Source organism: Salmonella bongori NCTC 12419, from assembly GCF_000252995.1.
GTDB classification, from domain to species: Bacteria; Pseudomonadota; Gammaproteobacteria; order Enterobacterales; family Enterobacteriaceae; genus Salmonella; species Salmonella bongori.
This window is the reverse complement of sequence record NC_015761.1, coordinates 3,195,615-3,220,617: the sequence shown is the minus strand read 5'-3', so window position 1 is coordinate 3,220,617 and position 25,003 is coordinate 3,195,615. Positions and strand designations below refer to the sequence as shown.

29 protein-coding genes and 2 tRNA genes are annotated in these 25,003 nt (G+C 52.5%); 20 read left to right on the top strand and 11 right to left on the bottom strand.

All coding sequences use genetic code 11. The annotated features are described in order from the left end of the window. The 5 genes from lptA to SBG_RS15235 are packed head-to-tail and all read right to left on the bottom strand — an operon-like array spanning position 1 to position 3,660. Positions 1 to 555, bottom strand: coding sequence for a lipopolysaccharide ABC transporter substrate-binding protein LptA (lptA, locus tag SBG_RS15255; RefSeq protein ID WP_000669769.1), 555 nt, complete (start codon positions 553 to 555; stop codon positions 1 to 3). Beyond that, positions 524 to 1,099: an LPS export ABC transporter periplasmic protein LptC gene (gene lptC, locus SBG_RS15250; RefSeq protein WP_000047849.1), complete on the bottom strand. Its 576-nt coding sequence runs from the start codon at positions 1,097 to 1,099 to the stop codon at positions 524 to 526. Before lptC ends, lptA begins: the two co-directional genes overlap by 32 nt. Beyond that, entirely contained in the window at positions 1,096 to 1,662 is a 567-nt protein-coding gene (kdsC, locus tag SBG_RS15245) for a 3-deoxy-manno-octulosonate-8-phosphatase KdsC (RefSeq protein ID WP_000030023.1), read from the bottom strand. Before kdsC ends, lptC begins: the two co-directional genes overlap by 4 nt. Positions 1,663 to 1,682: 20 nt before the next feature. Further along, positions 1,683 to 2,669, bottom strand: coding sequence for an arabinose-5-phosphate isomerase KdsD (kdsD, locus tag SBG_RS15240; RefSeq protein ID WP_000018622.1), 987 nt, complete (start codon positions 2,667 to 2,669; stop codon positions 1,683 to 1,685). 13 nt (positions 2,670 to 2,682) lie between these two features. Further along, positions 2,683 to 3,660 carry a calcium/sodium antiporter gene (locus SBG_RS15235; RefSeq protein WP_000922910.1) on the bottom strand — a complete coding sequence of 326 codons (978 nt, stop codon included), beginning with the start codon at positions 3,658 to 3,660 and terminating at the stop codon, positions 2,683 to 2,685. Between the two features lie 211 nt (positions 3,661 to 3,871). Here SBG_RS15235 and mlaF point away from each other — a divergent pair, with 211 nt between their 5' ends. From mlaF to murA, 7 genes are all read left to right on the top strand, one after another. Continuing rightward, entirely contained in the window at positions 3,872 to 4,684 is an 813-nt protein-coding gene (gene mlaF / locus SBG_RS15230; protein ID WP_000531681.1) for a phospholipid ABC transporter ATP-binding protein MlaF, read from the top strand. 7 nt (positions 4,685 to 4,691) lie between these two features. Next, complete coding sequence (gene mlaE / locus SBG_RS15225) at positions 4,692 to 5,474, top strand: lipid asymmetry maintenance ABC transporter permease subunit MlaE (protein ID WP_000925799.1); 783 nt, start codon at positions 4,692 to 4,694, stop codon at positions 5,472 to 5,474. A gap of 4 nt (positions 5,475 to 5,478) precedes the next feature. After that, on the top strand, positions 5,479 to 6,030 hold the full coding sequence (mlaD, locus tag SBG_RS15220) for an outer membrane lipid asymmetry maintenance protein MlaD (RefSeq protein ID WP_001193593.1): 552 nt from the start codon (positions 5,479 to 5,481) through the stop codon (positions 6,028 to 6,030). A gap of 18 nt (positions 6,031 to 6,048) precedes the next feature. Further along, positions 6,049 to 6,684: a phospholipid-binding protein MlaC gene (mlaC, locus tag SBG_RS15215; protein ID WP_000476471.1), complete on the top strand. Its 636-nt coding sequence runs from the start codon at positions 6,049 to 6,051 to the stop codon at positions 6,682 to 6,684. After that, a complete protein-coding gene (mlaB, locus tag SBG_RS15210; protein WP_000188846.1) occupies positions 6,684 to 6,977 on the top strand; it encodes a lipid asymmetry maintenance protein MlaB in 294 nt (97 codons plus the stop codon). The genes mlaC and mlaB overlap by 1 nt, the downstream gene beginning before the upstream one ends. Positions 6,978 to 7,146: 169 nt before the next feature. After that, on the top strand, positions 7,147 to 7,401 hold the full coding sequence (gene ibaG / locus SBG_RS15205; RefSeq protein ID WP_001518349.1) for a BolA family iron metabolism protein IbaG: 255 nt from the start codon (positions 7,147 to 7,149) through the stop codon (positions 7,399 to 7,401). A 52-nt stretch (positions 7,402 to 7,453) separates the two neighbouring features. Next, entirely contained in the window at positions 7,454 to 8,713 is a 1,260-nt protein-coding gene (gene murA / locus SBG_RS15200; protein ID WP_000357283.1) for a UDP-N-acetylglucosamine 1-carboxyvinyltransferase, read from the top strand. A 71-nt stretch (positions 8,714 to 8,784) separates the two neighbouring features. On the opposite strand, the gene sfsB is transcribed toward murA, so the two are convergent. Both sfsB and ispB read right to left on the bottom strand, forming a co-directional pair. Further along, positions 8,785 to 9,057 (bottom strand): DNA-binding transcriptional regulator SfsB, encoded by a 273-nt coding sequence (gene sfsB / locus SBG_RS15195; protein WP_000444163.1) that lies wholly within the window; start codon positions 9,055 to 9,057, stop codon positions 8,785 to 8,787. Between the two features lie 223 nt (positions 9,058 to 9,280). After that, entirely contained in the window at positions 9,281 to 10,252 is a 972-nt protein-coding gene (gene ispB / locus SBG_RS15190; RefSeq protein WP_001047351.1) for an octaprenyl diphosphate synthase, read from the bottom strand. 258 nt (positions 10,253 to 10,510) lie between these two features. Between ispB and rplU the strand changes: the two genes are divergently transcribed. The 4 genes from rplU to cgtA all read left to right on the top strand — a co-directional run bounded on the left by rplU (position 10,511) and on the right by cgtA (position 13,381). Continuing rightward, positions 10,511 to 10,822 (top strand): 50S ribosomal protein L21, encoded by a 312-nt coding sequence (rplU, locus tag SBG_RS15185; RefSeq protein WP_000271396.1) that lies wholly within the window; start codon positions 10,511 to 10,513, stop codon positions 10,820 to 10,822. 19 nt (positions 10,823 to 10,841) lie between these two features. Continuing rightward, complete coding sequence (rpmA, locus tag SBG_RS15180; RefSeq protein WP_000940593.1) at positions 10,842 to 11,099, top strand: 50S ribosomal protein L27; 258 nt, start codon at positions 10,842 to 10,844, stop codon at positions 11,097 to 11,099. A 128-nt stretch (positions 11,100 to 11,227) separates the two neighbouring features. Then, positions 11,228 to 12,193, top strand: a complete 966-nt coding sequence (locus SBG_RS15175) for a DMT family transporter (protein WP_000813049.1) — start codon at positions 11,228 to 11,230, stop codon at positions 12,191 to 12,193. A 15-nt stretch (positions 12,194 to 12,208) separates the two neighbouring features. Continuing rightward, positions 12,209 to 13,381, top strand: a complete 1,173-nt coding sequence (cgtA, locus tag SBG_RS15170; protein ID WP_000673545.1) for an Obg family GTPase CgtA — start codon at positions 12,209 to 12,211, stop codon at positions 13,379 to 13,381. A 128-nt stretch (positions 13,382 to 13,509) separates the two neighbouring features. Here the strand turns inward: cgtA and dacB are convergent, their stop codons facing one another. Then, complete coding sequence (gene dacB / locus SBG_RS15165; RefSeq protein WP_001212693.1) at positions 13,510 to 14,943, bottom strand: serine-type D-Ala-D-Ala carboxypeptidase; 1,434 nt, start codon at positions 14,941 to 14,943, stop codon at positions 13,510 to 13,512. Between the two features lie 247 nt (positions 14,944 to 15,190). Here dacB and greA point away from each other — a divergent pair, with 247 nt between their 5' ends. Continuing rightward, entirely contained in the window at positions 15,191 to 15,667 is a 477-nt protein-coding gene (gene greA, locus SBG_RS15155; protein WP_001148008.1) for a transcription elongation factor GreA, read from the top strand. Between the two features lie 155 nt (positions 15,668 to 15,822). Here greA and yhbY read toward each other — a convergent pair whose 3' ends face one another. Beyond that, complete coding sequence (gene yhbY, locus SBG_RS15150) at positions 15,823 to 16,116, bottom strand: ribosome assembly RNA-binding protein YhbY (RefSeq protein WP_001592995.1); 294 nt, start codon at positions 16,114 to 16,116, stop codon at positions 15,823 to 15,825. Positions 16,117 to 16,242: 126 nt separating this feature from the next. On the opposite strand from yhbY, the gene rlmE reads away from it, so the two are divergent. The 6 genes from rlmE (at position 16,243) to SBG_RS15120 (ending at position 21,843) form a co-directional block, all read left to right on the top strand. Further along, entirely contained in the window at positions 16,243 to 16,869 is a 627-nt protein-coding gene (gene rlmE, locus SBG_RS15145) for a 23S rRNA (uridine(2552)-2'-O)-methyltransferase RlmE (protein WP_000145967.1), read from the top strand. Between the two features lie 103 nt (positions 16,870 to 16,972). After that, positions 16,973 to 18,907 carry an ATP-dependent zinc metalloprotease FtsH gene (gene ftsH, locus SBG_RS15140; RefSeq protein WP_001107481.1) on the top strand — a complete coding sequence of 645 codons (1,935 nt, stop codon included), beginning with the start codon at positions 16,973 to 16,975 and terminating at the stop codon, positions 18,905 to 18,907. A 103-nt stretch (positions 18,908 to 19,010) separates the two neighbouring features. After that, positions 19,011 to 19,859 (top strand): dihydropteroate synthase, encoded by an 849-nt coding sequence (folP, locus tag SBG_RS15135; protein WP_000764717.1) that lies wholly within the window; start codon positions 19,011 to 19,013, stop codon positions 19,857 to 19,859. Further along, complete coding sequence (gene glmM, locus SBG_RS15130) at positions 19,852 to 21,189, top strand: phosphoglucosamine mutase (RefSeq protein ID WP_000071160.1); 1,338 nt, start codon at positions 19,852 to 19,854, stop codon at positions 21,187 to 21,189. The genes folP and glmM overlap by 8 nt, the downstream gene beginning before the upstream one ends. A gap of 221 nt (positions 21,190 to 21,410) precedes the next feature. Beyond that, positions 21,411 to 21,743 (top strand): preprotein translocase subunit SecG, encoded by a 333-nt coding sequence (gene secG, locus SBG_RS15125; RefSeq protein ID WP_000272680.1) that lies wholly within the window; start codon positions 21,411 to 21,413, stop codon positions 21,741 to 21,743. A gap of 13 nt (positions 21,744 to 21,756) precedes the next feature. Then, positions 21,757 to 21,843: transfer RNA gene (locus SBG_RS15120), tRNA-Leu, on the top strand. A 94-nt stretch (positions 21,844 to 21,937) separates the two neighbouring features. Here the strand turns inward: SBG_RS15120 and SBG_RS21130 are convergent. Continuing rightward, the gene (locus SBG_RS21130) at positions 21,938 to 22,279 is read right to left on the bottom strand and encodes a hypothetical protein (RefSeq protein WP_000623320.1); all 342 of its coding nucleotides are present in this window, start codon (positions 22,277 to 22,279) and stop codon (positions 21,938 to 21,940) included. Between the two features lie 297 nt (positions 22,280 to 22,576). Then, positions 22,577 to 23,920: an argininosuccinate synthase gene (gene argG / locus SBG_RS15110; protein WP_000207651.1), complete on the bottom strand. Its 1,344-nt coding sequence runs from the start codon at positions 23,918 to 23,920 to the stop codon at positions 22,577 to 22,579. 345 nt (positions 23,921 to 24,265) lie between these two features. On the opposite strand from argG, the gene SBG_RS15105 reads away from it, so the two are divergent. Together SBG_RS15105 and rimP are read left to right on the top strand one after the other, a co-directional pair. Further along, positions 24,266 to 24,342, top strand: a tRNA-Met gene (locus SBG_RS15105). 208 nt (positions 24,343 to 24,550) lie between these two features. After that, the gene (gene rimP / locus SBG_RS15100) at positions 24,551 to 25,003 is read left to right on the top strand and encodes a ribosome maturation factor RimP (RefSeq protein ID WP_024135124.1); all 453 of its coding nucleotides are present in this window, start codon (positions 24,551 to 24,553) and stop codon (positions 25,001 to 25,003) included.

Below are 25,003 nucleotides of genomic sequence, written 5' to 3'. Positions count from 1 at the left end.
TTAGTTACTCTTCTTTTGCGCCGGAGTCTGGCTTTTGTTTTTGTCTTGCAACTGTGACGGTACCAGCACTGTGGTGACGCGTTTGCCTTTATCGCTAAAAGCCTGCATTTTCTGCTCTTTCACCAGGTAGGTGATCTTGTCGCCAGTAATGTTGCTATCAAGCTGCTCCAGATAGGCGTTGCCGGTCAGCACCACAAAATCTTTTGCCAGCTCATAATGCATATGCGAAGCGTGGCCTTTCACCGGTTTACCGTTGTCCTGCATCTGGTAAAAAGTGGCCGGATTGCCGTAGCCGTCGATCACCTCTTTACCTTGTTCACCGCCAGGGCGGGTAACGACGACTTTATCGGCGTTGATCTTAATCGTGCCCTGGGTCATCACCACGTTGCCCGTAAAGGTCACAACGTTGCCTTGCATATCCAGCGATTGTTGATCCGAGTCGATATGAATCGGCTGTTCGGTATCGCCCGTGACGGCAAATGCCGGAATGCTGGCGGCCAGAAGCGAGCCGGCAAGCATAAGATTAAGGCTGAGTTTGTTTGTTTTGAATTTCATAAGAGGTTCTAACCTTTTCAATCAGCTCGGCGTTCTTGCTGCGTAAGTTACCGCGCATTTTCAGTCCGCTGGAGTTAAATGTTGTGCCGTATAATGTCACCAGATCGTTTGAGGTAACATCCTGCGTGACCAGGTTGATCTGTGCGTTATCGGTAGTAATTCTGCGTAATTGAGCGTCAGGCACCAGAGCGTTGACTTCAACATGGCCATACAGATAGAGCATCCGATCATTAGTCAGTTTGGCTTTATCGGCCTTAATCGACCAGGTCGGCACTTTATCCTTATCAAAGGTGGTTAATACCGGTTGTGTAAACCATGAGACCGCCTGATCGGAAAAATATTCAACGTGCTGTGCGATCAGACGATAGCTCAGCGCGCCTTCCGGACTGTATACGACGGTATCCGTATGCTCGCTTTTATAAGTAGGATCACTGCTATTGACCACTACGGCGGTAGGATCATCTTTATCTGCCAGATTGATACCAATCAGCACCAGAATGGCCAGCGACAGTAGAATGATAACCCAACGTCTGGTTTTACTCATATCGATTGCCCTTTGGCTTCGTCCAGCTTGCCCTGCGCCAGCAGCAGCAAATCGCACACTTCACGTACCGCGCCGCGCCCGCCGGCAATATGCGTCACATAATCAGCGCGGGGGATCAACAGCGGGTGCGCATCTGCAACGGCAACACTTAATCCCACTTTTTCCATCACTGGCCAGTCAATGAGATCATCACCGACGTAGGCGACGTTTTCCGGCGCAATCGCCAGTTTTTCCAGCAGGTCACCAAAGGCGAGCACTTTATTCGCCTGCCCCTGATAAAGATGGGTGATCCCCAGCGTGGCGCAGCGATCTTCTACCAGTTTAGCCTTTCGTCCGGTAATAATGGCAACCTCAATATCGGAGGTCAAAGCACAGCGAATGCCGTAGCCGTCACGGACGTTGAAGGCTTTCAGCTCTTCGCCGTTATTGCCCATATAAATCAGGCCGTCAGATAGCACGCCATCCACATCCAGAATAAGCAGGCGGATATGCTCCGCCTTTTTAATGACGTGGGTACTGACGGGGCCGTAACAGGTCGCAAGCGACGCACCTGCTTTACTCATCGTTAATTATCCTTGATTTTCTACACGACGCCTGCACGCAGGAGATCATGCATATGTAACACACCGAGCAACTGGTCGCCATCAGCAACCAGTACGGAAGTGATATGGCGGGACTGCATTAAATTCAACGCATCGACGGCGAGAATGCCGGGACGCACGCGAATGCCGCCAGGCGTCATCACATCGGCGATCCCTAACTGGCGCATATCACCGCCCATGTCGAACACGCGGCGTAAATCGCCATCGGTGAAGATACCGTCGATCTTCATCGATTCATCGCAAATCACGGTCATGCCGAGATTTTTACGCGTGATTTCTAACAGCGCATCGCGCAGGCTGGCGTGTTTATTCACATGCGGGATCTCATCGCCCGTATGCATAATATCGCTTACACGCAGCAGCAGCTTACGTCCCAGCGCGCCGCCAGGATGCGACAGAGCGAAATCCTCGGCGGTAAAGCCGCGGGCTTTTAATAATGCCACAGCAAGCGCATCGCCCATCACCAGCGTTGCGGTGGTGCTACTGGTGGGCGCCAACCCTAATGGACAGGCTTCTTTGGGTACTTTAACACACAGATGCACATCTGCCGCACGCGCCATGCTGCTTTCCGGCCGCCCGGTAATACAAATTAACGGGACGTGCAGGCGTTTAAGCACCGGGATTAACGCCGCGATCTCGCTGGATTCGCCGGAATTAGAGATAGCAATAACGACATCCTGCGGCGTAACCATTCCCAAATCGCCGTGAGCGGCTTCCCCCGGATGCACAAAAAAGGAAGACGTGCCGGTACTGGCGAAAGTGGCGGCCATCTTCCGTCCGATATGGCCGGATTTGCCCATGCCCATCACTACCACTTTTCCGGTGCAGTTGAACATCTTTTCACATGCCAGCGTGAAATTCTGGTTGATGTATTGATCAAGCTCCGCCAGGCCTTCACGTTCAATCTCCAGGACCTCTTTGCCTGCCTGCTGAAAGTCAAACCCCGGTTGTAACGCTAAATGCGACATAGTCCGTTTCCAGTTATCCAACAAGAAGTGGCGATAGCCAATACAGCATCGCCAGCCATATGATAAAACCGCCGGTCAGCAGTATACCTGCGCCCCGGCCAATCTTGCGTGGATGCCGCCAGCACAATAAGGCGAAAACGACGCTGACCAGCAACATCACACTATAATCACGGCCAAATGCCAGCGGGTTAATATCTCCCGGCGCAATCAGCGCAGGCAATCCCAACACGATGGCGAGATTAAAAATGTTGGCGCCAATGATATTACCGACGGCAATATCGTTTTCACCTTTTCGCACGCCGGCAATCGCCGTTGCCAGTTCCGGAAGACTGGTGCCGACAGCGATAACCGTCAAACCGAGCGTCAGTTCACTCATGGCGAAATAATTCGCCAGCACCGTGGCGTTATCGATCACCATGCGCGTCGCCATTGGCATGATGATCAGCGCAATGCCCAGCCACAGGAACGCGACGGGAAGCCCACCTTCTCGCGGCAATTCCGCCAACTGTTCGCGGGTAAGGCTGTCATTTCCTTGTCGTTCAGCCAGACGCGCGATTTTAACAATGAATAACAGCCATAGCACGGCCAGAAGCAGGAGAAAAATACCATCACTGCGACTTAACTGTCCGTCATGAAGTACGGAACCGGCTATTACGCTAACGAATAACATTAACGGCAATTCACGACGTACAACATCAGAATGCACGGTAAAAGGACGAACCAGCGCTGCAAGCCCTAAAATCAGCAAGATATTGGTGATATTAGAACCGAGCGCCGCGCCAACGGCTAAATCGAGCTGACCGTGCAGCGATGCGGCAGCCGACACAATAATTTCCGGCAGCGAGGTACCGATACTCACTACTGTCATTCCGATGATCAGCGGAGGGATGCCAAACGTACGGCATAAAATAGAGGCCGCAAACACCAGCCGATCGGCGCCATAAGCCACCAGAAGCAAACCAATTATGAGTAGCGCCACCGCTAAAAGCATCTAAAGTCCTTTCTTCAGGTATACTCGCCGGTCCCTGGAAGGGATATCTGGAAGCTGTAACGAAGTCCTAATTTTGACTTTATGCGGCTAAAAAGTAAAACGAATGCCAGCTTTCGCTAACCCTGTCAGTTAATATTCTGTAATTATGTCGAACCCATGGTTAAATTCAGCGCCATGGTTACCTCAACAAGGCAATACGAAGGATGAATCAATGGGTCAGTCTGTGGCAAATTTAGTCGATATGCGCGACGTCAGCTTTTCCCGGGGCGAACGCTGCATTTTCGATAATATTTCCCTGACGGTGCCGCGCGGGAAGATCACGGCGATCATGGGGCCGTCGGGCATCGGTAAAACTACGCTGTTGCGTCTGATTGGCGGACAGATCCCGCCGGATAAGGGCGAGATCTTATTTGATGGCGAGAACGTGCCGGCAATGTCCCGTTCGCGGCTCTACACCGTACGCAAACGAATGAGTATGCTATTTCAGTCGGGAGCACTGTTTACCGACATGAATGTGTTTGACAATGTTGCCTATCCGTTGCGGGAGCACACAAACTTGTCCGCGCCGCTACTAAAAAGCGTCGTCATGATGAAACTGGAAGCTGTCGGGCTACGTGGCGCGGCGAAACTGATGCCTTCCGAGCTTTCCGGCGGGATGGCGCGTCGCGCCGCGTTGGCGCGTGCTATCGCCCTGGAGCCGGATCTCATTATGTTCGATGAGCCGTTTGTCGGCCAGGACCCGATTACGATGGGCGTTCTGGTAAAGCTGATTTCCGAACTGAACAGCGCACTGGGCGTTACCTGCGTGGTGGTGTCGCATGATGTGCCAGAAGTACTGAGCATTGCGGATCACGCCTGGATTATGGCAGACAAAAAAATCGTTGCTCACGGCAGCGCTCAGGCGTTGCAGGAGAATACGGACCCGCGGGTGCGTCAGTTCCTTGACGGCATTGCCGACGGGCCGGTTCCGTTCCGCTATCCGGCGGGCGACTATCACCTTGATTTACTCGAAACAGGGAGTTAAGCCACTCATGCTGTTAAATGCGCTGGCATCACTCGGACATAGCGGGATCAAAACCGTCAGGACGTTCGGGCGCGCCGGATTAATGTTATTCAATGCGGTCATCGGTAAGCCGGAGTTTCGCAAACATGCGCCGCTGCTGGTGCGCCAGCTTTATAATGTGGGCGTCTTGTCGATGCTTATCATTATTGTCTCCGGCGTATTCATCGGCATGGTACTGGGGCTGCAGGGCTATCTGGTTCTGACCACCTACAGCGCGGAGACCAGCCTTGGCATGTTAGTCGCGCTCTCGTTACTGCGCGAGCTGGGGCCGGTCGTCGCGGCGTTGCTGTTTGCCGGGCGGGCCGGGTCGGCGCTGACGGCGGAAATCGGCCTGATGCGAGCGACGGAGCAGCTTTCCAGCATGGAAATGATGGCGGTCGATCCATTGCGCCGGGTGATTTCGCCGCGCTTTTGGGCGGGGGTGATTTCTTTGCCGCTACTGACCATTATCTTTGTGGCGGTCGGTATCTGGGGCGGTTCGCTGGTCGGCGTAAGCTGGAAGGGAATCGACGCCGGGTTCTTCTGGTCCGCGATGCAGAATGCCGTCGACTGGCGTATGGACCTGGTGAACTGTCTGATAAAGAGCGTGGTGTTCGCCATTACGGTAACATGGATTGCGTTATTTAACGGCTATGACGCAATTCCGACTTCTGCCGGAATTAGCCGGGCAACGACGCGAACCGTGGTTCACGCATCGTTGGCCGTTCTGGGGCTGGATTTTGTACTGACCGCACTGATGTTTGGGAATTGAGTTCATGCAAACGAAAAAAAATGAAATTTGGGTAGGCGTTTTTTTGCTGGTGGCGTTGCTGGCGGCGCTATTTGTTTGCCTGAAGGCGGCAAATGTGACCTCTATGCGTACGGAGCCAACCTATAAGGTTTATGCGACCTTCGACAACATCGGCGGTTTAAAAGTACGCTCCCCCGTGCGCATCGGCGGAGTAGTGGTCGGACGGGTTGAAGATATCTCGCTTGATCCGAAAACGTACCTGCCACGCGTAACGCTCGACATCGAAGAGCGTTATAACCATATTCCCGATACCAGTTCCCTGAGTATCCGTACTTCCGGTCTACTGGGGGAGCAATATCTGGCATTAAACGTCGGTTTTGAAGATCCTGAGCTGGGAACGTCTATCCTCAAAGAGGGGAGTACGATTCAGGACACTAAATCTGCAATGGTGCTGGAAGATATGATTGGTCAGTTCCTTTACAACAGTAAAGGCGACGATAATAAGAATTCTGGCGATGCGCCAGCCGCAACGGAAGGCAATACTGAAGCCACAACGCCTGCGGGCGCAACGAAATAATCTCAGGAGAATCAAGGCATGTTTAAACGACTGATGATGGTGGCCCTGCTGGTCATCGCGCCATTAAGCGCAGCAACCGCAGCGGATCAGAGCAATCCTTATAAACTGATGAATGAGGCGGCACAGAAAACCTTCGATCGCCTGAAAAATGAACAGCCGAAAATTCGCGCTAACCCGGACTACCTGCGCGATATCGTTGATCAGGAACTGCTGCCGTACGTGCAGGTGAAATATGCCGGCGCGCTGGTACTGGGCCGCTACTACAAAGAGGCGACTCCGGCGCAGCGTGAGGCCTATTTCGCGGCGTTTCGTGAGTACCTGAAACAGGCGTACGGTCAGGCACTGGCGATGTATCACGGTCAGACTTACCAGATAGCCCCGGAGCAGCCGCTGGGCGATGCCACTATTGTGCCGATCCGCGTCACGATTATCGATCCAAATGGTCGTCCGCCGGTACGCCTGGACTTCCAGTGGCGTAAAAATTCCCAGACCGGCAACTGGCAGGCGTATGACATGATTGCAGAAGGCGTCAGCATGATTACCACCAAGCAAAATGAGTGGAGCGACCTGTTGCGTACTAAAGGCATCGACGGCCTTACCGCACAGTTGAAGTCTATTTCTCAACAGAAAATCACTCTGGACGAGAAAAAGTAATGACGCCGCAACTCACCTGGACGCGTGAAGCGGGCACCCTGATGTTGGCAGGAGAGCTGGATCAGGACGTATTGACGCCGCTATGGGATGCGCGCGTAGAGGCGATGCGGGGGGTGACCCGTATCGACCTGAGCCAAATCTCCAGGGTGGATACGGGGGGCCTGGCGTTGCTGGTCCACCTTGTGGACCAGGCCAAAAAGCAGGGTAATGCCGTATCATTGTCTGGAGTTAACGACAAGGTCTATGCGCTGGCGAAACTTTACAATCTGCCGGACGACGTCTTACCACGTTAATTTTGTAGGCCGGATCAGACGGTTGCGCTGCCGTCCGGCACCCCTCCGCGGGGGGGGCCTCTACCAGAGCCTTGCCTGATTTATCAGCAAGGCTTTTTGCTTATTTAAGACGGCGCCACTTTGCTCTAAGATGTTGGGCTGTTTTCACTATTTGATGAATAAAGATCCCATGGAAAATCATGAAATTCAGAGTGTGCTGATGAACGCTCTTTCTCTCCAGGAAGTCCACGTCTCCGGCGATGGCAGTCACTTTCAGGTTATCGCCGTGGGTGAGATGTTTGATGGCATGAGCCGGGTCAAGAAACAACAAACGGTCTATGGCCCGCTGATGGAGTACATTGCGGACAACCGTATCCATGCCGTATCGATTAAGGCGTATACCCCGGCAGAATGGGCGCGCGATCGTAAACTTAACGGATTTTAAGCTACGGGTAGCCTACCGGTAGCGAAGTGAATGCTTAACTGAGAATACAATAATGGATAAATTTCGTGTACAGGGGCCAACGACGCTCCAGGGCGAAGTCACAATTTCCGGCGCCAAAAACGCCGCGCTGCCGATCCTTTTCGCCGCACTGCTGGCAGAAGAGCCGGTAGAGATCCAAAACGTTCCGAAACTGAAAGACGTAGATACGTCAATGAAACTCCTGAGCCAGTTAGGGGCGAAAGTGGAACGCAATGGGTCAGTACATATTGACGCCAGCCAGGTGAACGTGTTCTGCGCGCCGTATGATCTGGTCAAAACTATGCGCGCCTCGATCTGGGCGCTGGGGCCGCTGGTTGCGCGTTTTGGCCAGGGACAAGTTTCCCTGCCGGGGGGCTGTACTATCGGCGCGCGTCCGGTTGATCTGCACATTACGGGTCTGGAACAGTTGGGTGCAACCATCAAGCTGGAAGAGGGCTATGTGAAGGCGTCCGTTGATGGTCGCCTGAAAGGTGCGCACATTGTCATGGATAAAGTCAGCGTTGGCGCGACGGTAACCATCATGTGCGCCGCTACGCTGGCCGAAGGCACGACCATCATCGAAAATGCTGCACGTGAGCCGGAAATCGTCGATACGGCGAACTTCCTGATTGCTCTGGGCGCGAAGATTACGGGCCAGGGCACCGATCGTATTACGATTGAGGGGGTAGAGCGTCTGGGCGGCGGCGTCTATCGCGTTCTGCCGGATCGTATTGAAACGGGCACTTTCCTGGTGGCAGCAGCGATCTCCCGCGGCAAAATCATCTGCCGCAACGCGCAGCCGGATACGCTGGATGCGGTACTGGCGAAACTGCGTGACGCTGGTGCAGATATTGAGACTGGCGAGGACTGGATAAGCCTGGATATGCACGGCAAACGGCCTAAGGCGGTGAATGTCCGTACCGCGCCGCACCCGGCGTTCCCGACCGATATGCAGGCGCAGTTCACGTTGCTGAATCTGGTGGCGGAAGGGACGGGCTTCATTACCGAAACCGTCTTCGAGAATCGTTTTATGCATGTGCCGGAACTCAGCCGTATGGGCGCTCGTGCGGAAATTGAAAGCAATACCGTGATATGTCATGGCGTAGAAACGCTTTCTGGCGCGCAGGTAATGGCGACCGATCTACGGGCGTCTGCAAGCCTGGTGCTGGCGGGCTGTATTGCGGAAGGTACGACGGTCGTGGATCGCATTTACCACATCGATCGCGGCTATGAACGTATTGAAGATAAGCTGCGCGCGCTGGGCGCGAAGATTGAACGTGTGAAAGGCGAATAATCTTCGGTACGCTGAATCACCCCCGCGACCGCTGTGCGGGGGTTGCTTTACAGACACTCACTCTCTATCTGCTAGTCTTTATTGCGCGCTCTCATTAGCCGTGTTCTGTCGATAAACTCATGTGTGCGCGGATCGTGATAACGCGACGGCCAAATAACCCAGGGATCCGTCCCCAATGCTTTTGCGATAATCAACTCTCCTTTTGGCCACGGACGCGTTAACGCATTTGCCAACGTAGAGGAGCTTAGTCCATTCTTGCGTGACTCAGCAGCCATTGACGTTCCTTTTTTACGCAGCCCGGCAATGATATCGGCTGGATGCCAGTCAATAAGTTTGCTTTCCATACATCCATCACTCCTTAGGTTAATCACTTACGGTTTTAACAACCCAACGACGAACGATACTATAACGCTTCGTGAAGTAATGTTCTAAAAAGTTCATGTAAGTGACAACGATATTCAGAATATACCAGGGGAAGTCGGTAGAAGCAGAAGCAAGAAACGTGAACGGGAGTTTATTGGAATTTAATGGAACGTCCCGCGCAGAGCGCGGGATAAGAGAACAGTATTAACGATCGCGCTGCACCGCAATGTGAGCGAGACCGATAAGCGCTTCACGCCACGGCGTATCCGGCAATACTTGCAGCGCGGATATCGCTTTGTCAGCTTCCTCTTCCGCTCGCTGACGTGTCCACTCCAGAGAGCCGCAGGTGGTCATTGCTTCGAGAACCGGTTCCAGAAGATGGCGTCCATTCCCTTGTTCAATGGCGGTGCGGATCATCGCCGCCTGTTCTGGCGTACCGTGGCGCATAGCATGGAGCAACGGCAGCGTGGGCTTACCTTCATTGAGGTCATCACCCACATTTTTACCGAGATGCTCGCCGTCGGCGCTGTAATCCAGCAGATCATCAATCAGCTGGAAAGCGGTGCCGAGGTAGCGGCCATAATCCTGCAATCCTTTTTCTTGCGCAGGCGTACATCCGGCAAGAATACCGGCGCATTGCGCGGCAGCCTCGAACAGGCGCGCGGTTTTGCTGTAAATCACCCGCATGTAATTTTCTTCGGTAATGTCCGGGTCATTCACGTTCATCAATTGCAGCACTTCGCCTTCTGCAATCACGTTGACCGCCTCTGACATCACTTCCAGCACTTTTAACGAGCCGAGGCTGGTCATCATCTGGAAGGCGCGGGTATAGATAAAGTCACCGACCAGCACGCTGGCGGCATTACCGAAGGCGGCATTTGCCGTCGCTTTGCCGCGACGCATATCGGACTCATCCACCACGTCGTCGTGCAGCAGGGTTGCCGTGTGGATAAATTCGATCAGAGCGGCGATGGTTACGTGTGCGTTACCCTGATAACCCACCGCGCGCGCGGCAAGAACGGCAATCATCGGGCGGATGCGTTTTCCGCCGCCGCTGATGATGTAATACCCCAGCTGATTAATCAATTGAACGTCGGAATTGAGCTGTTCAAGGATTGTCGCATTGACACCCGCCATATCCTGCGCGGTTAACTCGTTGATTTTTTCTAAATTCATCGCAAAAGCCGGGCTTATCGCCCCGATTATCCCATGTCTGAATGAGGTAACGTAGGGTTTATGGTTAGAAATATACTCTGATTGTACTGAAAAAACGCCGCAGATAAACGTTGCCGTATGCGTTGTGTTTTTTTTCTTCATGTATTGATGGTAGCACTTGTCAAAGCCGTCCAATTTGCGTAATATTCGCGCCCTATTGTGAATATTTATAGCGCGCTCTGAATCATTGAAAAGGTGTGCGCGGAAGCGGAGTTTTTTATGTACGCGGTTTTCCAAAGTGGTGGTAAACAACACCGAGTAAGCGAAGGTCAGACCGTTCGCCTGGAAAAGCTGGACATCGCAACTGGCGAAACTATCGAGTTCGCTGAAGTTCTGATGATCGCAAACGGTGAAGAAGTCAAAATCGGCGTTCCTTTCGTTGATGGCGGCGTAATCAAAGCTGAAGTTGTTGCCCACGGTCGTGGCGAGAAAGTTAAAATCGTTAAGTTTCGTCGTCGTAAACACTACCGTAAGCAGCAGGGCCATCGTCAGTGGTTCACTGATGTGAAAATCACTGGCATCAGCGCTTAAGATTAGGGGAGCAGATTAAATGGCACATAAAAAGGCTGGCGGCTCGACTCGTAACGGTCGCGATTCTGAAGCTAAACGTCTGGGCGTAAAACGCTTTGGCGGTGAAGCAGTTCTGGCAGGCAGCATCATCGTTCGTCAACGTGGTACTAAATTCCACGCTGGCACCAACGTTGGTTGCGGTCGTGACCACACTCTGTTTGCTAAAGCAGACGGTAAAGTGAAATTCGAAGTTAAAGGCCCGAAAAACCGTAAATACATCAGCATCGTTGCTGAGTAAGTTTTTTGTGGTCCGGTAACGGATGAAAGCCCCGCACCTGTTGCGGGGCTTTTTACATTCGATGGCCGACCAAAATATACCCGTGTGGCGGTATAAATGTCGTGACGGGTTTCTGCAGGGAATACGGTATGAAGCAGCAGGCAGGCATTGGTATTCTTTTGGCGCTCACCACCGCAATGTGCTGGGGAGCGTTGCCAATAGCAATGAAGCAAGTGCTGGAGGTGATGGAACCTCCTACTGTGGTCTTCTACCGTTTCTTAATGGCCAGTATCGGTCTTGGGGCGATACTGGCGGTTAAACGTAAGCTGCCGCCATTACGTATTTTCCGCAAACCTCGCTGGTTGGTGCTATTGGCTGTTGCGACAGGGGGACTCTTCGGGAATTTCATCCTGTTCAGTTCCTCTTTGCAATATCTGAGCCCAACGGCATCACAGGTTATTGGCCAACTGTCACCGGTTGGTATGATGGTCGCCAGCGTCTTTATTCTGAAAGAAAAGATGCGTGGGACCCAGGTGATAGGCGCGCTGATGTTATTGAGCGGGCTGGTGATGTTTTTTAATACCAGTCTGATCGAGATTTTTACCCGACTGACCGACTACACCTGGGGGGTAATATTTGGTGTCGGGGCGGCAACCGTCTGGGTGAGTTATGGCGTCGCGCAAAAGGTGTTATTGCGTCGTCTGGCGTCACAGCAAATCCTGTTTTTACTGTACACTTTATGTACGATAGCGCTCTTGCCGCTGGCAAAACCGATGGTAATAGCGCAACTGAGCGACTGGCAGCTTGCCTGTTTAATTTTCTGCGGGCTGAATACGCTGGTAGGATATGGCGCTCTGGCGGAAGCGATGGCGCGTTGGCAGGCGGCGCAGGTGAGCGCAATAATTACGCTTACCCCACTATTTACCCTGTTGTTTTCAGATCTTTTATCTATGGCCTGGCCCGATTTCTTCGCCAGACCGATGTTAAACCTTTTAGGTTATCTCGGTGCGTTTGTCGTGGTTGCGGGCGCGATGTATTCCGCCATTGGTCATCGAATTTGGGGCGGTTTACGCAAGCATGAACCGGTGGTGTCGCAACCCCGCTCAGGCGAATGATTTACGGAGAGTAAAATGAAGTTTGTTGATGAAGCATCGATTCTGGTCGTTGCAGGCGATGGCGGTAATGGCTGCGTGAGTTTCCGTCGCGAAAAATATATTCCGAAAGGCGGACCGGACGGCGGTGACGGTGGCGACGGCGGCGACGTCTGGCTGGAAGCCGACGAGAACCTGAATACACTGATCGATTACCGCTTTGAAAAATCTTTCCGCGCCGAACGTGGTCAGAATGGCGCAAGCCGTGACTGTACCGGTAAACGCGGTAAAGACGTTACTATCAAAGTACCGGTAGGGACGCGCGTTATCGACCAGGGAACCGGTGAAACCATGGGCGACATGACCAAACATGGTCAACGTCTGTTGGTCGCGAAAGGCGGCTGGCACGGTCTGGGTAACACCCGGTTTAAATCCTCGGTAAACCGTACGCCGCGCCAGAAGACAATGGGCACGCCAGGTGATAAGCGTGATCTGCTACTGGAGCTGATGCTACTGGCGGACGTGGGGATGCTGGGGATGCCAAACGCGGGTAAATCAACCTTTATCCGTGCAGTATCCGCCGCGAAACCGAAAGTGGCCGATTATCCGTTTACCACCCTGGTGCCGAGCCTGGGCGTTGTGCGCATGGACAACGAAAAGAGTTTTGTGGTGGCTGATATTCCGGGGCTGATTGAAGGCGCGGCAGAAGGCGCGGGCCTGGGGATTCGCTTCCTGAAGCACCTCGAACGTTGCCGTGTACTGCTGCACCTCATTGATATCGATCCGATTGATGGCTCCGATCCGGTAGAAAACGCCCGTATCATTATTGGCGAGCTGGAAAAATACAGCCAGGATCTGGCAGCAAAACCGCGCTGGTTAGTGTTCAACAAAATCGATTTGCTGGACAAAGAAGAAGCAGAAACCAAAGCGAAAGCGATCGCAGAAGCGCTGGGCTGGGAAGGAAAATACTATCTGATTTCGGCGGCCAGTCAGCTCGGGGTGAAAGATCTCTGTTGGGATGTGATGACCTTCATTATTGAGAACCCGATTGTGCAGGCGGAAGAAGCTCAGCAACCGGAGAAAGTCGAATTCATGTGGGATGATTACCATCGTCAGCAGCTCGCTGAAGTCGAAGATGAAGCGGAAGATGACTGGGATGACGACTGGGACGAAGACGACGAAAAAGGCGTTGAGTTCATTTACAAGCGTTAATGCCCTTGCCGGATGGTGCCAGCGCTTATCCGAGCAACAAAACGGGCCGCATCTGCGGCCCGTTTTGTGATGTTCTTCGTAGGCCGGATAAGGCGCGTTAGCGTCACTATCCGGCACAACAATCTCACCTAGTTGTTCTGATAAATATCTTTGTACAACCGACTTTCAAAGCGCACCAGCGGAATACGACGATTGCGCTGATCGGCAGGTGGAACGGCATAGCCGGACAGATACTGCACAAACGCCATCCGCTGTCCACTGGCGGTGGTGATAAAGCCCGCAAGGTTATATACCCCTTGTAATGAGCCTGTCTTCGCCGAGACCTTACCGTCTACACCCGCCTGATGCAGCCCTGCACGATACTGTAATGAACCATCATAGCCCGCCAGCGGCAGCATGGAGATAAAGTTCAGTTCATTGTCATGCTGGGCGATATATTGCAGCACCTGCATCATGGTAGCGGGGGCGATCAGGTTGTGGCGTGATAATCCGGAACCGTCGGCGATAATCGTATTGCCGATATCGATCCCCGCCTGTTGGCGCAGGATCTGGCGAACAGCATCCGAGCCTGCCCGCCAGGTCCCGGGAACGTTAAACCTGACGTGACCAATCATCCGAAAAACAGTATCGGCGATCATGTTGTCTGACTTTTTCAGCATAATCTTAAGCAGATCGTGCAGCGGGGCCGACTGTTTACTGGCCACGATCGTCCCGGGCTCCTTGACCTGTGTCTGGCGCAGCAGCGTACCGCTATAAGTAATTCCCGCCTCTTTCAGTTCCTGCTTGAGGATGGCGCCCGCGTAGCTGGCGCCATCCTGAATGGCGAAGGCCAGCGGCAGTGGATCGGCACGCTGTGGTAAACAACCGGTAAGCGTATAGCGGTTCAAATCGCCAGGCACGACATCCAGTTCGCAATACTGCGCTTCTGCCGAACCGCGCGGCAAGGTCCGCACCTGACTGAACATGGTTACCGGATAATAGGAGGCTACGCGAATAAAGGCTAAATCGTTCGGTTTTTGTGCGCTATAAAGCGAAACAGAAAAACAGTTGCGGTCAACAATGGCGGCAGCGGGAGGCGCGCTGAAACATTGCGTCAGGTCGTTCCAGGGCCAGCCTGGCGCTTTATCATGGCTGGCGAAAATCGACGTGTCGATCAGAACATTGCCAGTGATTTGTGTGACGCCAGACTTTTTCAGCGTGGCGACCATATTGCGAATATCCTGGCGCTTTAACGTTGGATCGCCGCCGAAGCGTGCAATTAAGTCTCCTTTTAAGATGCCATTATCGACACTGCCTTTGGTCTCCAGCGTCGTCGTAAAACGGAAATCCGGGCCGAGCTGTATCAGTGCCGCCAGAGCGGTAATCACTTTTTGGGTACTGGCGGGCAGCGCCATCTGCTGACTATGGTAATCAATAGCAGGCGCGGGCGCGCCCACCTTTTGCACCATCAGCGCGAGGTTGGCGCCGGCCGGAAGCTGTTTGATATATTCGTCAACATTCGCGGCCTGAACGCTGAACGTTATACTGGTGGTCAATCCGATGATAAATCTGGAAAATCGCATAATCTCGCGCTAACACCCTGGAAACAAGCCGTCATACTACGGCGCAACGCCCTAAAAAGTAAACGATGACCCATAGGGAACTCCAGGGTAAAATGGTTATCAAAGAAGAAATTGTAGCTGACCTGGGACTATGCGCCCGGGTTGGTGTTTTTTTGTTTCTGACCCTGGTATGACATAGGCCGGGGCTGGCTTAGCAGCCGGGGTAGAGTTCATTGCCCCCTACAGGAATGTTCAAGAGGTATAACAAATGCAAGCTATTCCGATGACCTTACGCGGTGCCGAAAAACTGCGCGAAGAGCTGGATTTTCTGAAATCTGTGCGTCGTCCTGAAATTATCGCCGCTATCGCCGAAGCGCGCGAGCATGGCGATTTAAAAGAGAACGCGGAGTATCATGCTGCACGCGAACAGCAGGGTTTCTGCGAAGGACGTATTAAAGATATCGAAGCGAAGCTGTCGAATGCGCAGGTGATTGATGTCACCAAAATGCCGAACAATGGCCGCGTGATTTTTGGCGCAACGGTTACGGTGCTGAATCTGGACACCGATGAAGAACAGACTTACCGTATTGTTGGCGATGATGAGGCGGATTTTAAGCAAAACCTCATTTCGGTAAACTCGCCCATCGCTCGCGGCCTGATCGGCAAGGAACAGGATGACGTCGTCGTGATCAAGACGCCTGGCGGCGATGTGGAATACGAAGTGCTTAAAGTGGAATACCTCTAAGCATTACCCAATACGCAATTTGTTGGTGTATTGTAAAGAAAGGAAAAAGGCCGCATAGCGGCCTTTTATCAACGGAGAGAGCGTGGCATTTTGCTCTCCTGCTCGCGGAAAACCCCTCGTTTTACACAGATTTTGTGTTCGACTTTAGGATATCCTTAGCGCGGCAGCGAGATTTTACGCTCTTTAGTCGGGCGATACAGCACCAGCGTTTTACCGATGACCTGTACGTTACAGGCACCGGTTTCGCGCACGATAGCGTCCACGATCAAGGTTTTTGTTTCGCGATCTTCCGAGGCGATTTTCACCTTGATAAGTTCATGGTGCTCTAACGCTTGTTCAATCTCGGCCAGTACCCCTTCGGTCAAACCATTATTGCCAAGCATAACAACAGGCTTGAGCGGATGTGCCAGACCTTTTAGGTGCTGTTTTTGTTTAGTACTCAGATTCATCGTATATTTTTGCTTACGTTGGGATTGAAAACGGGTCATTCTACCGCCATCTCCCTTATATCGCCAAACAGGCGTGGAGAAATTTACGTCATTGGTTACGATGAACTGCCCTGATGGGAAAGTTAAATGACAGGTAAAAAGCGTTCTGCCAGCTCAAGCCGCTGGCTTCAGGAACACTTTAGCGATAAATATGTTCAACAGGCGCAGAAAAAGGGGCTACGCTCCCGTGCCTGGTTTAAACTTGATGAAATACAGCAAAGTGACAAACTCTTTAAGCCGGGAATGACGGTAGTCGATCTCGGTGCTGCGCCAGGAGGCTGGTCACAATATGTGGTCTCGCAGATTGGCGGCAAAGGGCGCATCATCGCTTGCGATCTTTTACCTATGGATCCTATCGTTGGTGTGGACTTTCTTCAGGGCGATTTTCGTGATGAACTTGTCATGAAAGCGTTACTGGAACGCGTGGGTGACAGTAAAGTACAAGTTGTCATGTCGGATATGGCACCAAACATGAGCGGAACACCGGCGGTGGATATCCCCCGCGCCATGTATCTGGTGGAGCTGGCGTTAGAGATGTGCCGTGATGTGCTGGCGCCAGGCGGAAGTTTTGTAGTGAAGGTGTTCCAGGGCGAAGGTTTCGATGAGTATCTAAGGGAAATTCGCTCCCTGTTTACGAAAGTCAAAGTTCGTAAGCCGGACTCTTCGCGTGCGCGTTCGCGTGAAGTGTACATTGTAGCGACCGGGCGAAAGTGATAACCGGCAGATTTCAGACGTAAAGTTTGAAAGAAACTGGATATAGAGTATCCTGACGCTGTTTTTAACACAGTTGTAATAAGAGGTTAATCCCTTGAGTGACATGGCGAAAAACCTAATACTCTGGCTGGTCATTGCCGTTGTGCTGATGTCAGTATTCCAGAGCTTTGGGCCCAGCGAGTCTAATGGCCGTAAGGTGGATTACTCTACCTTCCTGCAAGAGGTCAATCAGGACCAGGTTCGCGAAGCGCGTATCAACGGACGTGAGATCAACGTTACCAAGAAAGATAGTAACCGTTACACGACTTACATTCCGATTAATGATCCGAAGCTGCTCGATAACCTGCTGACTAAAAACGTCAAGGTTGTTGGCGAACCACCCGAAGAGCCAAGCCTGCTGGCTTCTATCTTCATTTCCTGGTTCCCGATGCTGTTGCTGATTGGCGTCTGGATCTTCTTCATGCGTCAGATGCAGGGCGGTGGTGGCAAAGGCGCCATGTCGTTCGGTAAGAGCAAGGCGCGTATGCTGACGGAAGACCAGATCAAAACCACGTTTGCCGATGTCGCGGGCTGTGACGAAGCAAAAGAAGAAGTGGCGGAACTGGTTGAATATCTACGCGAACCGAGCCGCTTCCAGAAGCTGGGCGGTAAAATTCCGAAAGGCGTCCTGATGGTCGGCCCGCCGGGTACCGGTAAAACCCTGTTGGCAAAAGCCATTGCGGGGGAAGCGAAGGTGCCGTTCTTCACGATTTCCGGTTCTGACTTCGTAGAAATGTTCGTTGGTGTCGGTGCCTCTCGTGTACGTGACATGTTCGAACAGGCCAAGAAAGCGGCCCCGTGTATTATCTTCATCGATGAAATCGACGCCGTAGGCCGCCAGCGTGGCGCAGGTCTCGGCGGTGGTCATGATGAACGTGAGCAGACGTTGAACCAGATGCTGGTTGAGATGGATGGCTTTGAAGGTAATGAAGGCATTATTGTTATCGCCGCGACCAACCGTCCTGACGTCCTTGACCCTGCGCTGCTGCGTCCGGGCCGTTTCGACCGCCAGGTGGTGGTTGGCCTGCCAGACGTTCGCGGTCGTGAACAGATCCTGAAGGTGCATATGCGTCGCGTACCGCTAGCGACGGATATCGATGCGGCGATTATTGCTCGCGGTACGCCGGGCTTCTCAGGGGCGGATTTGGCGAACCTGGTTAACGAAGCGGCGCTGTTTGCCGCACGCGGTAATAAGCGCGTAGTGTCGATGGTCGAGTTCGAAAAAGCGAAAGACAAAATCATGATGGGGGCGGAACGACGCTCCATGGTGATGACGGAAGCGCAGAAAGAATCCACCGCGTATCACGAAGCGGGCCACGCAATTATCGGTCGCCTGGTGCCGGAACACGATCCGGTACATAAGGTAACAATTATTCCGCGTGGACGTGCGTTGGGCGTGACCTTCTTCCTGCCTGAAGGCGACGCGATCAGCGCCAGCCGTCAGAAGCTGGAAAGCCAGATCTCTACCCTGTACGGCGGTCGTCTGGCGGAAGAGATTATTTACGGGGTCGAACATGTTTCCACCGGTGCGTCGAACGATATTAAAGTCGCGACCAACCTGGCGCGTAATATGGTGACCCAGTGGGGCTTCTCGGAAAAACTCGGTCCGTTGTTGTATGCGGAAGAAGAGGGCGAGGTGTTCCTTGGCCGTAGCGTCGCAAAAGCGAAACATATGTCCGATGAAACCGCGCGTATCATCGACCAGGAAGTGAAAGCGCTGATTGAACGTAACTACAATCGCGCTCGTCAGATCCTGACTGACAATATGGATATTTTGCACGCGATGAAAGATGCGCTGATGAAATATGAAACCATCGACGCGCCGCAAATTGATGACCTGATGGCGCGTCGTGAAGTGCGTCCGCCTGCGGGCTGGGAAGATCCAAACGGTACCAATAACTCTGACAGCAATGGCACGCCTCAGGCACCGCGTCCGGTTGATGAACCACGCACGCCGAACCCGGGCAACACGATGTCAGAGCAACTGGGCGACAAATAAGCGTTGGTCGTACAACACTATGTTTAGCGCTCACCGAAACCCTGGGGCTTGCCCCGGGGTTTTTCTTTTTTAACTCACCATAAATAAAACAGGGATTTTGGCCATGAAACTCTTCGCTCAGGGCGCCACGCTCGATCTCACTCATCCACATGTTATGGGTATCCTGAACGTGACGCCGGATTCTTTTTCCGACGGCGGCGCGCACAACACTCTGGTGGAGGCGGTGAAACATGCGAATTTAATGGTGAATGCCGGAGCGACTATCATTGATGTCGGCGGCGAATCAACACGACCAGGCGCGGCGGAAGTGAGCGTGGAAGAAGAACTGGAGCGCGTTATTCCGGTGCTGGAAGCCATAGCGCAACGTTTTGAAGTATGGATTTCCGTGGATACCTCCAGGCCGGAGGTGATCCGGGAAGCTGCCAGCGCGGGCGCGCACATCATCAACGATATCCGTTCGCTCTCGGTGCCTGGCGCATTGGAAGCCGCGGCAGAAGCCGATTTGCCGGTCTGTCTTATGCATATGCAGGGAAATCCCAAAACTATGCAGGATGCGCCGAAATACGACGATGTCTTTGCCGAGGTAAATCGCTACTTTATTGAGCAAATAGCACGTTGTGAGAAGGCTGGCATCGCAAAAGAGAAATTGTTACTCGACCCCGGATTCGGTTTCGGTAAAAATCTCTCTCACAACTATACCTTACTGGCACGGCTGAGTGAGTTTCATCATTTTAACCTGCCGCTGCTGGTGGGCATGTCACGTAAATCGATGGTTGGCCAGTTACTTAACGTAGGACCATCAGACCGTCTGAACGGCAGTCTCGCGTGCGCAGTAATTGCCGCAATGCAGGGTGCGCAGATCATTCGCGTCCATGACGTCAAAGAAACCGTAGAAGCGATGCGGGTGGTAGAAGCCACTCTGTCTGCAAAGGGAAACAAACGCTATGAGTAATCGTAAATATTTCGGTACCGATGGGATTCGTGGGCGTGTAGGCGATGCCCCCATTACACCTGATTTTGTGCTTAAACTGGGGTGGGCTGCCGGAAAAGTGCTGGCGCGTCATGGTTCGCGTAAAATCATTATCGGTAAAGATACGCGTATTTCCGGCTATATGCTGGAGTCGGCGCTGGAGGCGGGCCTTGCCGCTGCGGGGCTGTCGGCCTCGTTTACCGGGCCGATGCCAACGCCAGCCGTCGCCTATCTGACGCGAACGTTCCGCGCCGAGGCGGGTATTGTGATCTCAGCTTCGCATAACCCATTTTATGATAACGGGATTAAATTCTTCTCTATCGATGGTACGAAACTGCCGGATGATGTGGAAGAAGCCATCGAAGCTGAAATGGAAAAAGAGATCACCTGCGTGGACTCCGCCGAACTGGGGAAAGCGAGCCGCATTGTCGACGCCGCCGGACGCTATATTGAGTTCTGTAAAGGCACCTTCCCGAACGAACTGAGTCTCAATGGACTGAAAGTGGTGGTAGATTGCGCCAACGGTGCCACCTACCATATCGCGCCAAATGTGCTGCGCGAGTTAGGGGCGACCGTTATCGCCATCGGCTGTGAGCCAAACGGGGTCAACATTAACGAAGAAGTGGGCGCAACTGACGTGCGTGCGCTGCAAGCGCGCGTGTTGGCAGAAAAAGCCAACCTCGGTATCGCGCTTGACGGCGATGGCGACCGGGTCATCATGGTTGACCATGAAGGCAATAAAGTTGATGGCGATCAGATCATGTATATCATCGCCCGTGAAGGGTTGCGACAGGGCCAGTTGCGTGGCGGCGCGGTGGGAACGTTAATGAGCAATATGGGACTGGAGCTGGCACTTAAACAGCTGGGTATTCCGTTTGCCCGGGCGAAGGTGGGTGACCGCTACGTGCTGGAAAAATTGCAGGAAAAAGGCTGGCGCATCGGCGCGGAAAACTCTGGCCATGTGATCCTGTTGGATAAAACCACAACTGGCGACGGTATTGTTGCGGGGCTACAAGTCCTCGCGGCAATGGTGCGTAATCATATGAGTCTGCACGATCTGTGCAGCGGCATGAAAATGTTCCCGCAGATTTTGGTTAATGTGCGTTATACCGCTGGTAGCGGCGATCCGCTGGAAAACGAAACGGTGAAAGCCGTGATGGCAGAGGTCGAAGCGGCGCTGGGTAGCCGTGGCCGCGTCCTGCTGCGTAAATCGGGTACCGAGCCGCTGATTCGCGTAATGGTTGAAGGCGAGGACGAAGCGCAGGTAACTGAATTCGCCCATCGTATCGCGGACGCGGTAAAAGCCGTTTAATCATTTAAGTGACTAAAAAGGCGGCGCTTGCCGCCCAGGTACCCGCAAAAAACAACGCTTTTGCTGTTTTTTTCCGCAGTTGATACAATGCACTTAAATTGCCCTTGCGAAGGTCATTCGCTTTGGTTAGTATTCACACCCGCTTCAGTGGGAAACAGTAACATCCCGCTTTATTGGTAGAAGCATTGGTACGCGGCAACTCCGCAAGGAACAGGTTGATTATGTACGAAGCTCTTTTAGTTGTTTTCCTTATTGTGGCAATTGGCCTTGTTGGTCTGATTATGCTGCAGCAAGGTAAAGGCGCTGATATGGGAGCCTCCTTCGGAGCAGGCGCTTCCGCTACGCTGTTTGGTTCAAGTGGTTCTGGTAACTTCATGACCCGAATGACGGCAGTACTGGCGACGCTGTTCTTCATCATCAGTCTGGTGCTGGGTAACATCAATAGCAACAAGACCAATAAAGGAAGTGAGTGGGAAAACCTGAGCGCGCCAGCTAAAACTGAGCAAACTCAGCCAGCTGCACCGGCTCAGCCGACCAGCGATATCCCGCGCTAATAGTAGTATCCGTGCCGAGGTGGTGGAATTGGTAGACACGCTACCTTGAGGTGGTAGTGCCCAATAGGGCTTACGGGTTCAAGTCCCGTCCTCGGTACCAATCTTTCAGAAAAGAGACGCTGCGAAGCGTCTTTTTTTGTCTGTAGTTTTCTCAACGATGTAGCCTTTTTGCGAAGTGTTGCAGGGGCGCTCAGTCAGGTGTCGCTATTGAACTGAAGCCAGGTTTTGATTTGGCATCGGTTAGTAAAACGCTTTAGTGCCGGCGATATCGCGACAGCATCATTCCTGATTTCCTGTACTTTAAACTCGATCCAGCAGGGTAAACAGCTTGCGTCGCTGTGTTGACCTTGTTCTTCTTCATATTCGCAGCGAATCACCACGCCATCTTCAAATAGCCAGGTACTCACTTTCTGATGTATTAATACATTATCTTCGCTATATATCGATTCGTTGTCAGATAATAACTGGCAAGGACGTTTCGAGTCCGGGACATGTAACGCTCTGATATACGAAGAGAGGTGTTTGTGGGAAATCATCGTTGGCCTTTGAATCGTTCAGCGAGCTGCATGTCTGCCAGTCTACGCGTAGTGAACGTGTAGTAGAAGCGCGATTTATTCTCCATCAGGTGCTGCAGCAAGCGAATCATTCCACTTTATTGCCCATAAAAAAGCCGCTTGCGCGGCCTTTCCGATTGCGAACAGAGTAGAGATTAGCCTCTATGCCGGGGACGGCTTTGCCTTACCCAGCCACGAATGACGAGATATCAATAAGTGGCGAAGAGGTCATGTAGGTCGGATAAGTGAGGCACCACCCGACAACAGGGCTTTATCCCGTTACTTCGCTCTATTTTCCAGATTCTCAACCTGCGGCACGCCAGTGGAAGCAGAAGAGGAGAGTAATCCGGTTTTCGCATAACTGAACAGTTTCTCACGGGTATCGGTGATATCCAGATTACGCATAGTCAACTGGCCGATACGATCGTCTGGTGAGAACACAGAATCCCCTTTCTCCATCGTCAAGCGCTCCGGCTTGTAGGTCAGATTATCGGATACAGTATTCAGAATGGAGTAGTCGTTACCGCGACGCAGTTCCAGCGTCACTTCCCCGCTAATCTGGCTGGCGACCCAACGCTGCAGGCCATCACGCAGCATCAGCGCCTGAGAATCGAACCAGCGACCCTGATACAGCAGACGACCCAGTTGGCGGCCATGGGCATGATACTGTTCGATGGTATCTTCATTGTGGATACCGGTCAGTAAACGCTCATAAGCGATGTGCAGCAGTGCCATCCCGGGGGCTTCATAAATGCCACGGCTTTTCGCTTCAATGATGCGGTTTTCAATTTGGTCGCTCATGCCCAGGCCGTGGCGGCCACCGATGCGATTCGCTTCCAGCATCATTTCAACATCATCGCTGAAGGTTTTACCGTTCAGGGCTACAGGGTGGCCCTGCTCGAAGCGGACGGTCACAACTTCTGCCGGGATCTTCACGCTTTCGTCCCAGAACTTCACGCCCATAATCGGGTTGACGATTTTGACGCTGGAATTCAGGAACTCGAGGTCTTTCGCTTCGTGCGTCGCGCCCAACATGTTGGAGTCGGTGGAGTAGGCTTTTTCAACGGACATTTTGTAGTCGAAGCCGCAGGCAATCATAAACTCAGACATCTCATGGCGACCGCCCAGCTCATCGATAAAGTCGGTATCGAGCCATGGTTTGTAAATCTGCAGTTCCGCATTGGTCAGCAGGCCGTAACGGTAGAAACGTTCAATATCGTTGCCTTTATAGGTACTACCATCGCCCCAGATATTCACACCGTCTTCTTTCATGGCGGCGACCAGCATTGTGCCAGTCACGGCACGACCCAGCGGCGTGGTATTGAAATAGGTCAGTCCGCCAGTCGTATTATGGAAAGCTCCGCACTGAATCGCCGCGATCCCTTCTGCAACCAGCTGCTTGCGGCAATCAATCAGGCGAGCGTTCTCTGCGCCATACTCCATTGCGCGACGAGGAATGGCGTCATAGTCATCCTCATCCGGTTGTCCCAGATTCGCAGTATAGGCATATGGGACAGCTCCTTTTTGTCGCATCCACAGCAGTGCGGCGCTGGTGTCCAGACCGCCGGAAAAAGCGATACCAATACGTTGACCTGCTGGAAGATGCTTAAGAATCGTCGTCATAGAATAGAACCCTGCTTGATTGACTGATAATGAGATCGGTTTTCTGCGTCAATGCATTTTTATGCAAAATAAATGAGTTTTCATTTAAACATCTTTTAGCAGAGACAGGAAGCGTTTAGTGAGGGTTTAGTAAAATAACGTTGTGAAATATGCGGCGTAAGCCAAAGAGAGACGGAAAAGTATGACGAAGGTGGTATTCATTTATCTGCATATTGGGATTAAGGTTGACATCGCTTATGCCTGCTCACTATAATACGCGCAGATTTTACGTCCCGTCCTCGGTACCAAATCCCAGCAGTATTTGCAAATTTTGCCCAAAACGAGTAAAATTTGCCACGTTTCAGGCGCGGGGTGGAGCAGCCTGGTAGCTCGTCGGGCTCATAACCCGAAGGTCGTCGGTTCAAATCCGGCCCCCGCAACCACTTTCCCTTAGAGTTCTTTTTCAAATATACTAGTGAAGACTATGTCCTTCGTAGCTGGATTTGAAAAAAATTCTTCCGGAAGGTACACCAGACCGCCGTTGCGGTTATAGGGTTCAGTTATCTAAAGCCCCGATTTATCGGGGTTTTTTGTTATCTGACTACAGAATAACTGGGCTTTAGGCCCTTTTTTTATGTCTTGGGGGTGGGCTTGTCCACATTAGAGCAAAAATTAACAGAGATGATTACAGCACCAGTTGAAGCCTTGGGTTATGAGCTGGTCGGCATCGAATTTATTCGCGGTCGCACATCCACACTGCGCATCTATATTGATAGTGAAGATGGCATCAATGTTGATGATTGCGCTGATGTGAGCCACCAGGTAAGCGCGGTGCTGGACGTTGAAGATCCTATCTCCGTGGCTTACAACCTGGAAGTCTCGTCACCGGGTCTCGACCGTCCTATGTTCACTGCCGATCATTATGCGCGTTTCCTGGGTGAAGAGGTCGCGCTGGTTCTTCGCATGGCGGTACAAAACCGCCGCAAGTGGCAGGGCATTATCAAAGCGGTGGACGGTGAAATGATCACCGTCACAGTCGAAGGCAAAGATGAAGTGTTCGCGCTGAGTAATATCCAGAAGGCGAACCTGGTTCCCCACTTTTAA

What these genes read in the sequence shown, in the direction of transcription:
- SBG_RS15235 (WP_000922910.1), bottom strand. Translation starts at nt 3,660, where the DNA reads ATGCTTTTAGCGGTGGCGCTACTCATAATTGGTTTGCTTCTGGTGGCT.
- kdsC (WP_000030023.1), bottom strand. Translation starts at nt 1,662, where the DNA reads ATGAGTAAAGCAGGTGCGTCGCTTGCGACCTGTTACGGCCCCGTCAGT.
- sfsB (WP_000444163.1), bottom strand. Translation starts at nt 9,057, where the DNA reads ATGGAAAGCAAACTTATTGACTGGCATCCAGCCGATATCATTGCCGGG.
- dacB (WP_001212693.1), bottom strand. Translation starts at nt 14,943, where the DNA reads ATGCGATTTTCCAGATTTATCATCGGATTGACCACCAGTATAACGTTC.
- mlaC (WP_000476471.1), top strand. Translation starts at nt 6,049, where the DNA reads ATGTTTAAACGACTGATGATGGTGGCCCTGCTGGTCATCGCGCCATTA.
- ftsH (WP_001107481.1), top strand. Translation starts at nt 16,973, where the DNA reads ATGGCGAAAAACCTAATACTCTGGCTGGTCATTGCCGTTGTGCTGATG.
- argG (WP_000207651.1), bottom strand. Translation starts at nt 23,920, where the DNA reads ATGACGACGATTCTTAAGCATCTTCCAGCAGGTCAACGTATTGGTATC.
- mlaE (WP_000925799.1), top strand. Translation starts at nt 4,692, where the DNA reads ATGCTGTTAAATGCGCTGGCATCACTCGGACATAGCGGGATCAAAACC.
- greA (WP_001148008.1), top strand. Translation starts at nt 15,191, where the DNA reads ATGCAAGCTATTCCGATGACCTTACGCGGTGCCGAAAAACTGCGCGAA.
- ispB (WP_001047351.1), bottom strand. Translation starts at nt 10,252, where the DNA reads ATGAATTTAGAAAAAATCAACGAGTTAACCGCGCAGGATATGGCGGGT.
- kdsD (WP_000018622.1), bottom strand. Translation starts at nt 2,669, where the DNA reads ATGTCGCATTTAGCGTTACAACCGGGGTTTGACTTTCAGCAGGCAGGC.
- ibaG (WP_001518349.1), top strand. Translation starts at nt 7,147, where the DNA reads ATGGAAAATCATGAAATTCAGAGTGTGCTGATGAACGCTCTTTCTCTC.
- rpmA (WP_000940593.1), top strand. Translation starts at nt 10,842, where the DNA reads ATGGCACATAAAAAGGCTGGCGGCTCGACTCGTAACGGTCGCGATTCT.
- lptC (WP_000047849.1), bottom strand. Translation starts at nt 1,099, where the DNA reads ATGAGTAAAACCAGACGTTGGGTTATCATTCTACTGTCGCTGGCCATT.
- secG (WP_000272680.1), top strand. Translation starts at nt 21,411, where the DNA reads ATGTACGAAGCTCTTTTAGTTGTTTTCCTTATTGTGGCAATTGGCCTT.
- glmM (WP_000071160.1), top strand. Translation starts at nt 19,852, where the DNA reads ATGAGTAATCGTAAATATTTCGGTACCGATGGGATTCGTGGGCGTGTA.
- mlaF (WP_000531681.1), top strand. Translation starts at nt 3,872, where the DNA reads ATGGGTCAGTCTGTGGCAAATTTAGTCGATATGCGCGACGTCAGCTTT.
- yhbY (WP_001592995.1), bottom strand. Translation starts at nt 16,116, where the DNA reads ATGAATCTGAGTACTAAACAAAAACAGCACCTAAAAGGTCTGGCACAT.
- rlmE (WP_000145967.1), top strand. Translation starts at nt 16,243, where the DNA reads ATGACAGGTAAAAAGCGTTCTGCCAGCTCAAGCCGCTGGCTTCAGGAA.
- mlaB (WP_000188846.1), top strand. Translation starts at nt 6,684, where the DNA reads ATGACGCCGCAACTCACCTGGACGCGTGAAGCGGGCACCCTGATGTTG.
- cgtA (WP_000673545.1), top strand. Translation starts at nt 12,209, where the DNA reads ATGAAGTTTGTTGATGAAGCATCGATTCTGGTCGTTGCAGGCGATGGC.
- murA (WP_000357283.1), top strand. Translation starts at nt 7,454, where the DNA reads ATGGATAAATTTCGTGTACAGGGGCCAACGACGCTCCAGGGCGAAGTC.
- SBG_RS21130 (WP_000623320.1), bottom strand. Translation starts at nt 22,279, where the DNA reads ATGATTTCCCACAAACACCTCTCTTCGTATATCAGAGCGTTACATGTC.
- folP (WP_000764717.1), top strand. Translation starts at nt 19,011, where the DNA reads ATGAAACTCTTCGCTCAGGGCGCCACGCTCGATCTCACTCATCCACAT.
- rplU (WP_000271396.1), top strand. Translation starts at nt 10,511, where the DNA reads ATGTACGCGGTTTTCCAAAGTGGTGGTAAACAACACCGAGTAAGCGAA.
- lptA (WP_000669769.1), bottom strand. Translation starts at nt 555, where the DNA reads ATGAAATTCAAAACAAACAAACTCAGCCTTAATCTTATGCTTGCCGGC.
- mlaD (WP_001193593.1), top strand. Translation starts at nt 5,479, where the DNA reads ATGCAAACGAAAAAAAATGAAATTTGGGTAGGCGTTTTTTTGCTGGTG.
- SBG_RS15175 (WP_000813049.1), top strand. Translation starts at nt 11,228, where the DNA reads ATGAAGCAGCAGGCAGGCATTGGTATTCTTTTGGCGCTCACCACCGCA.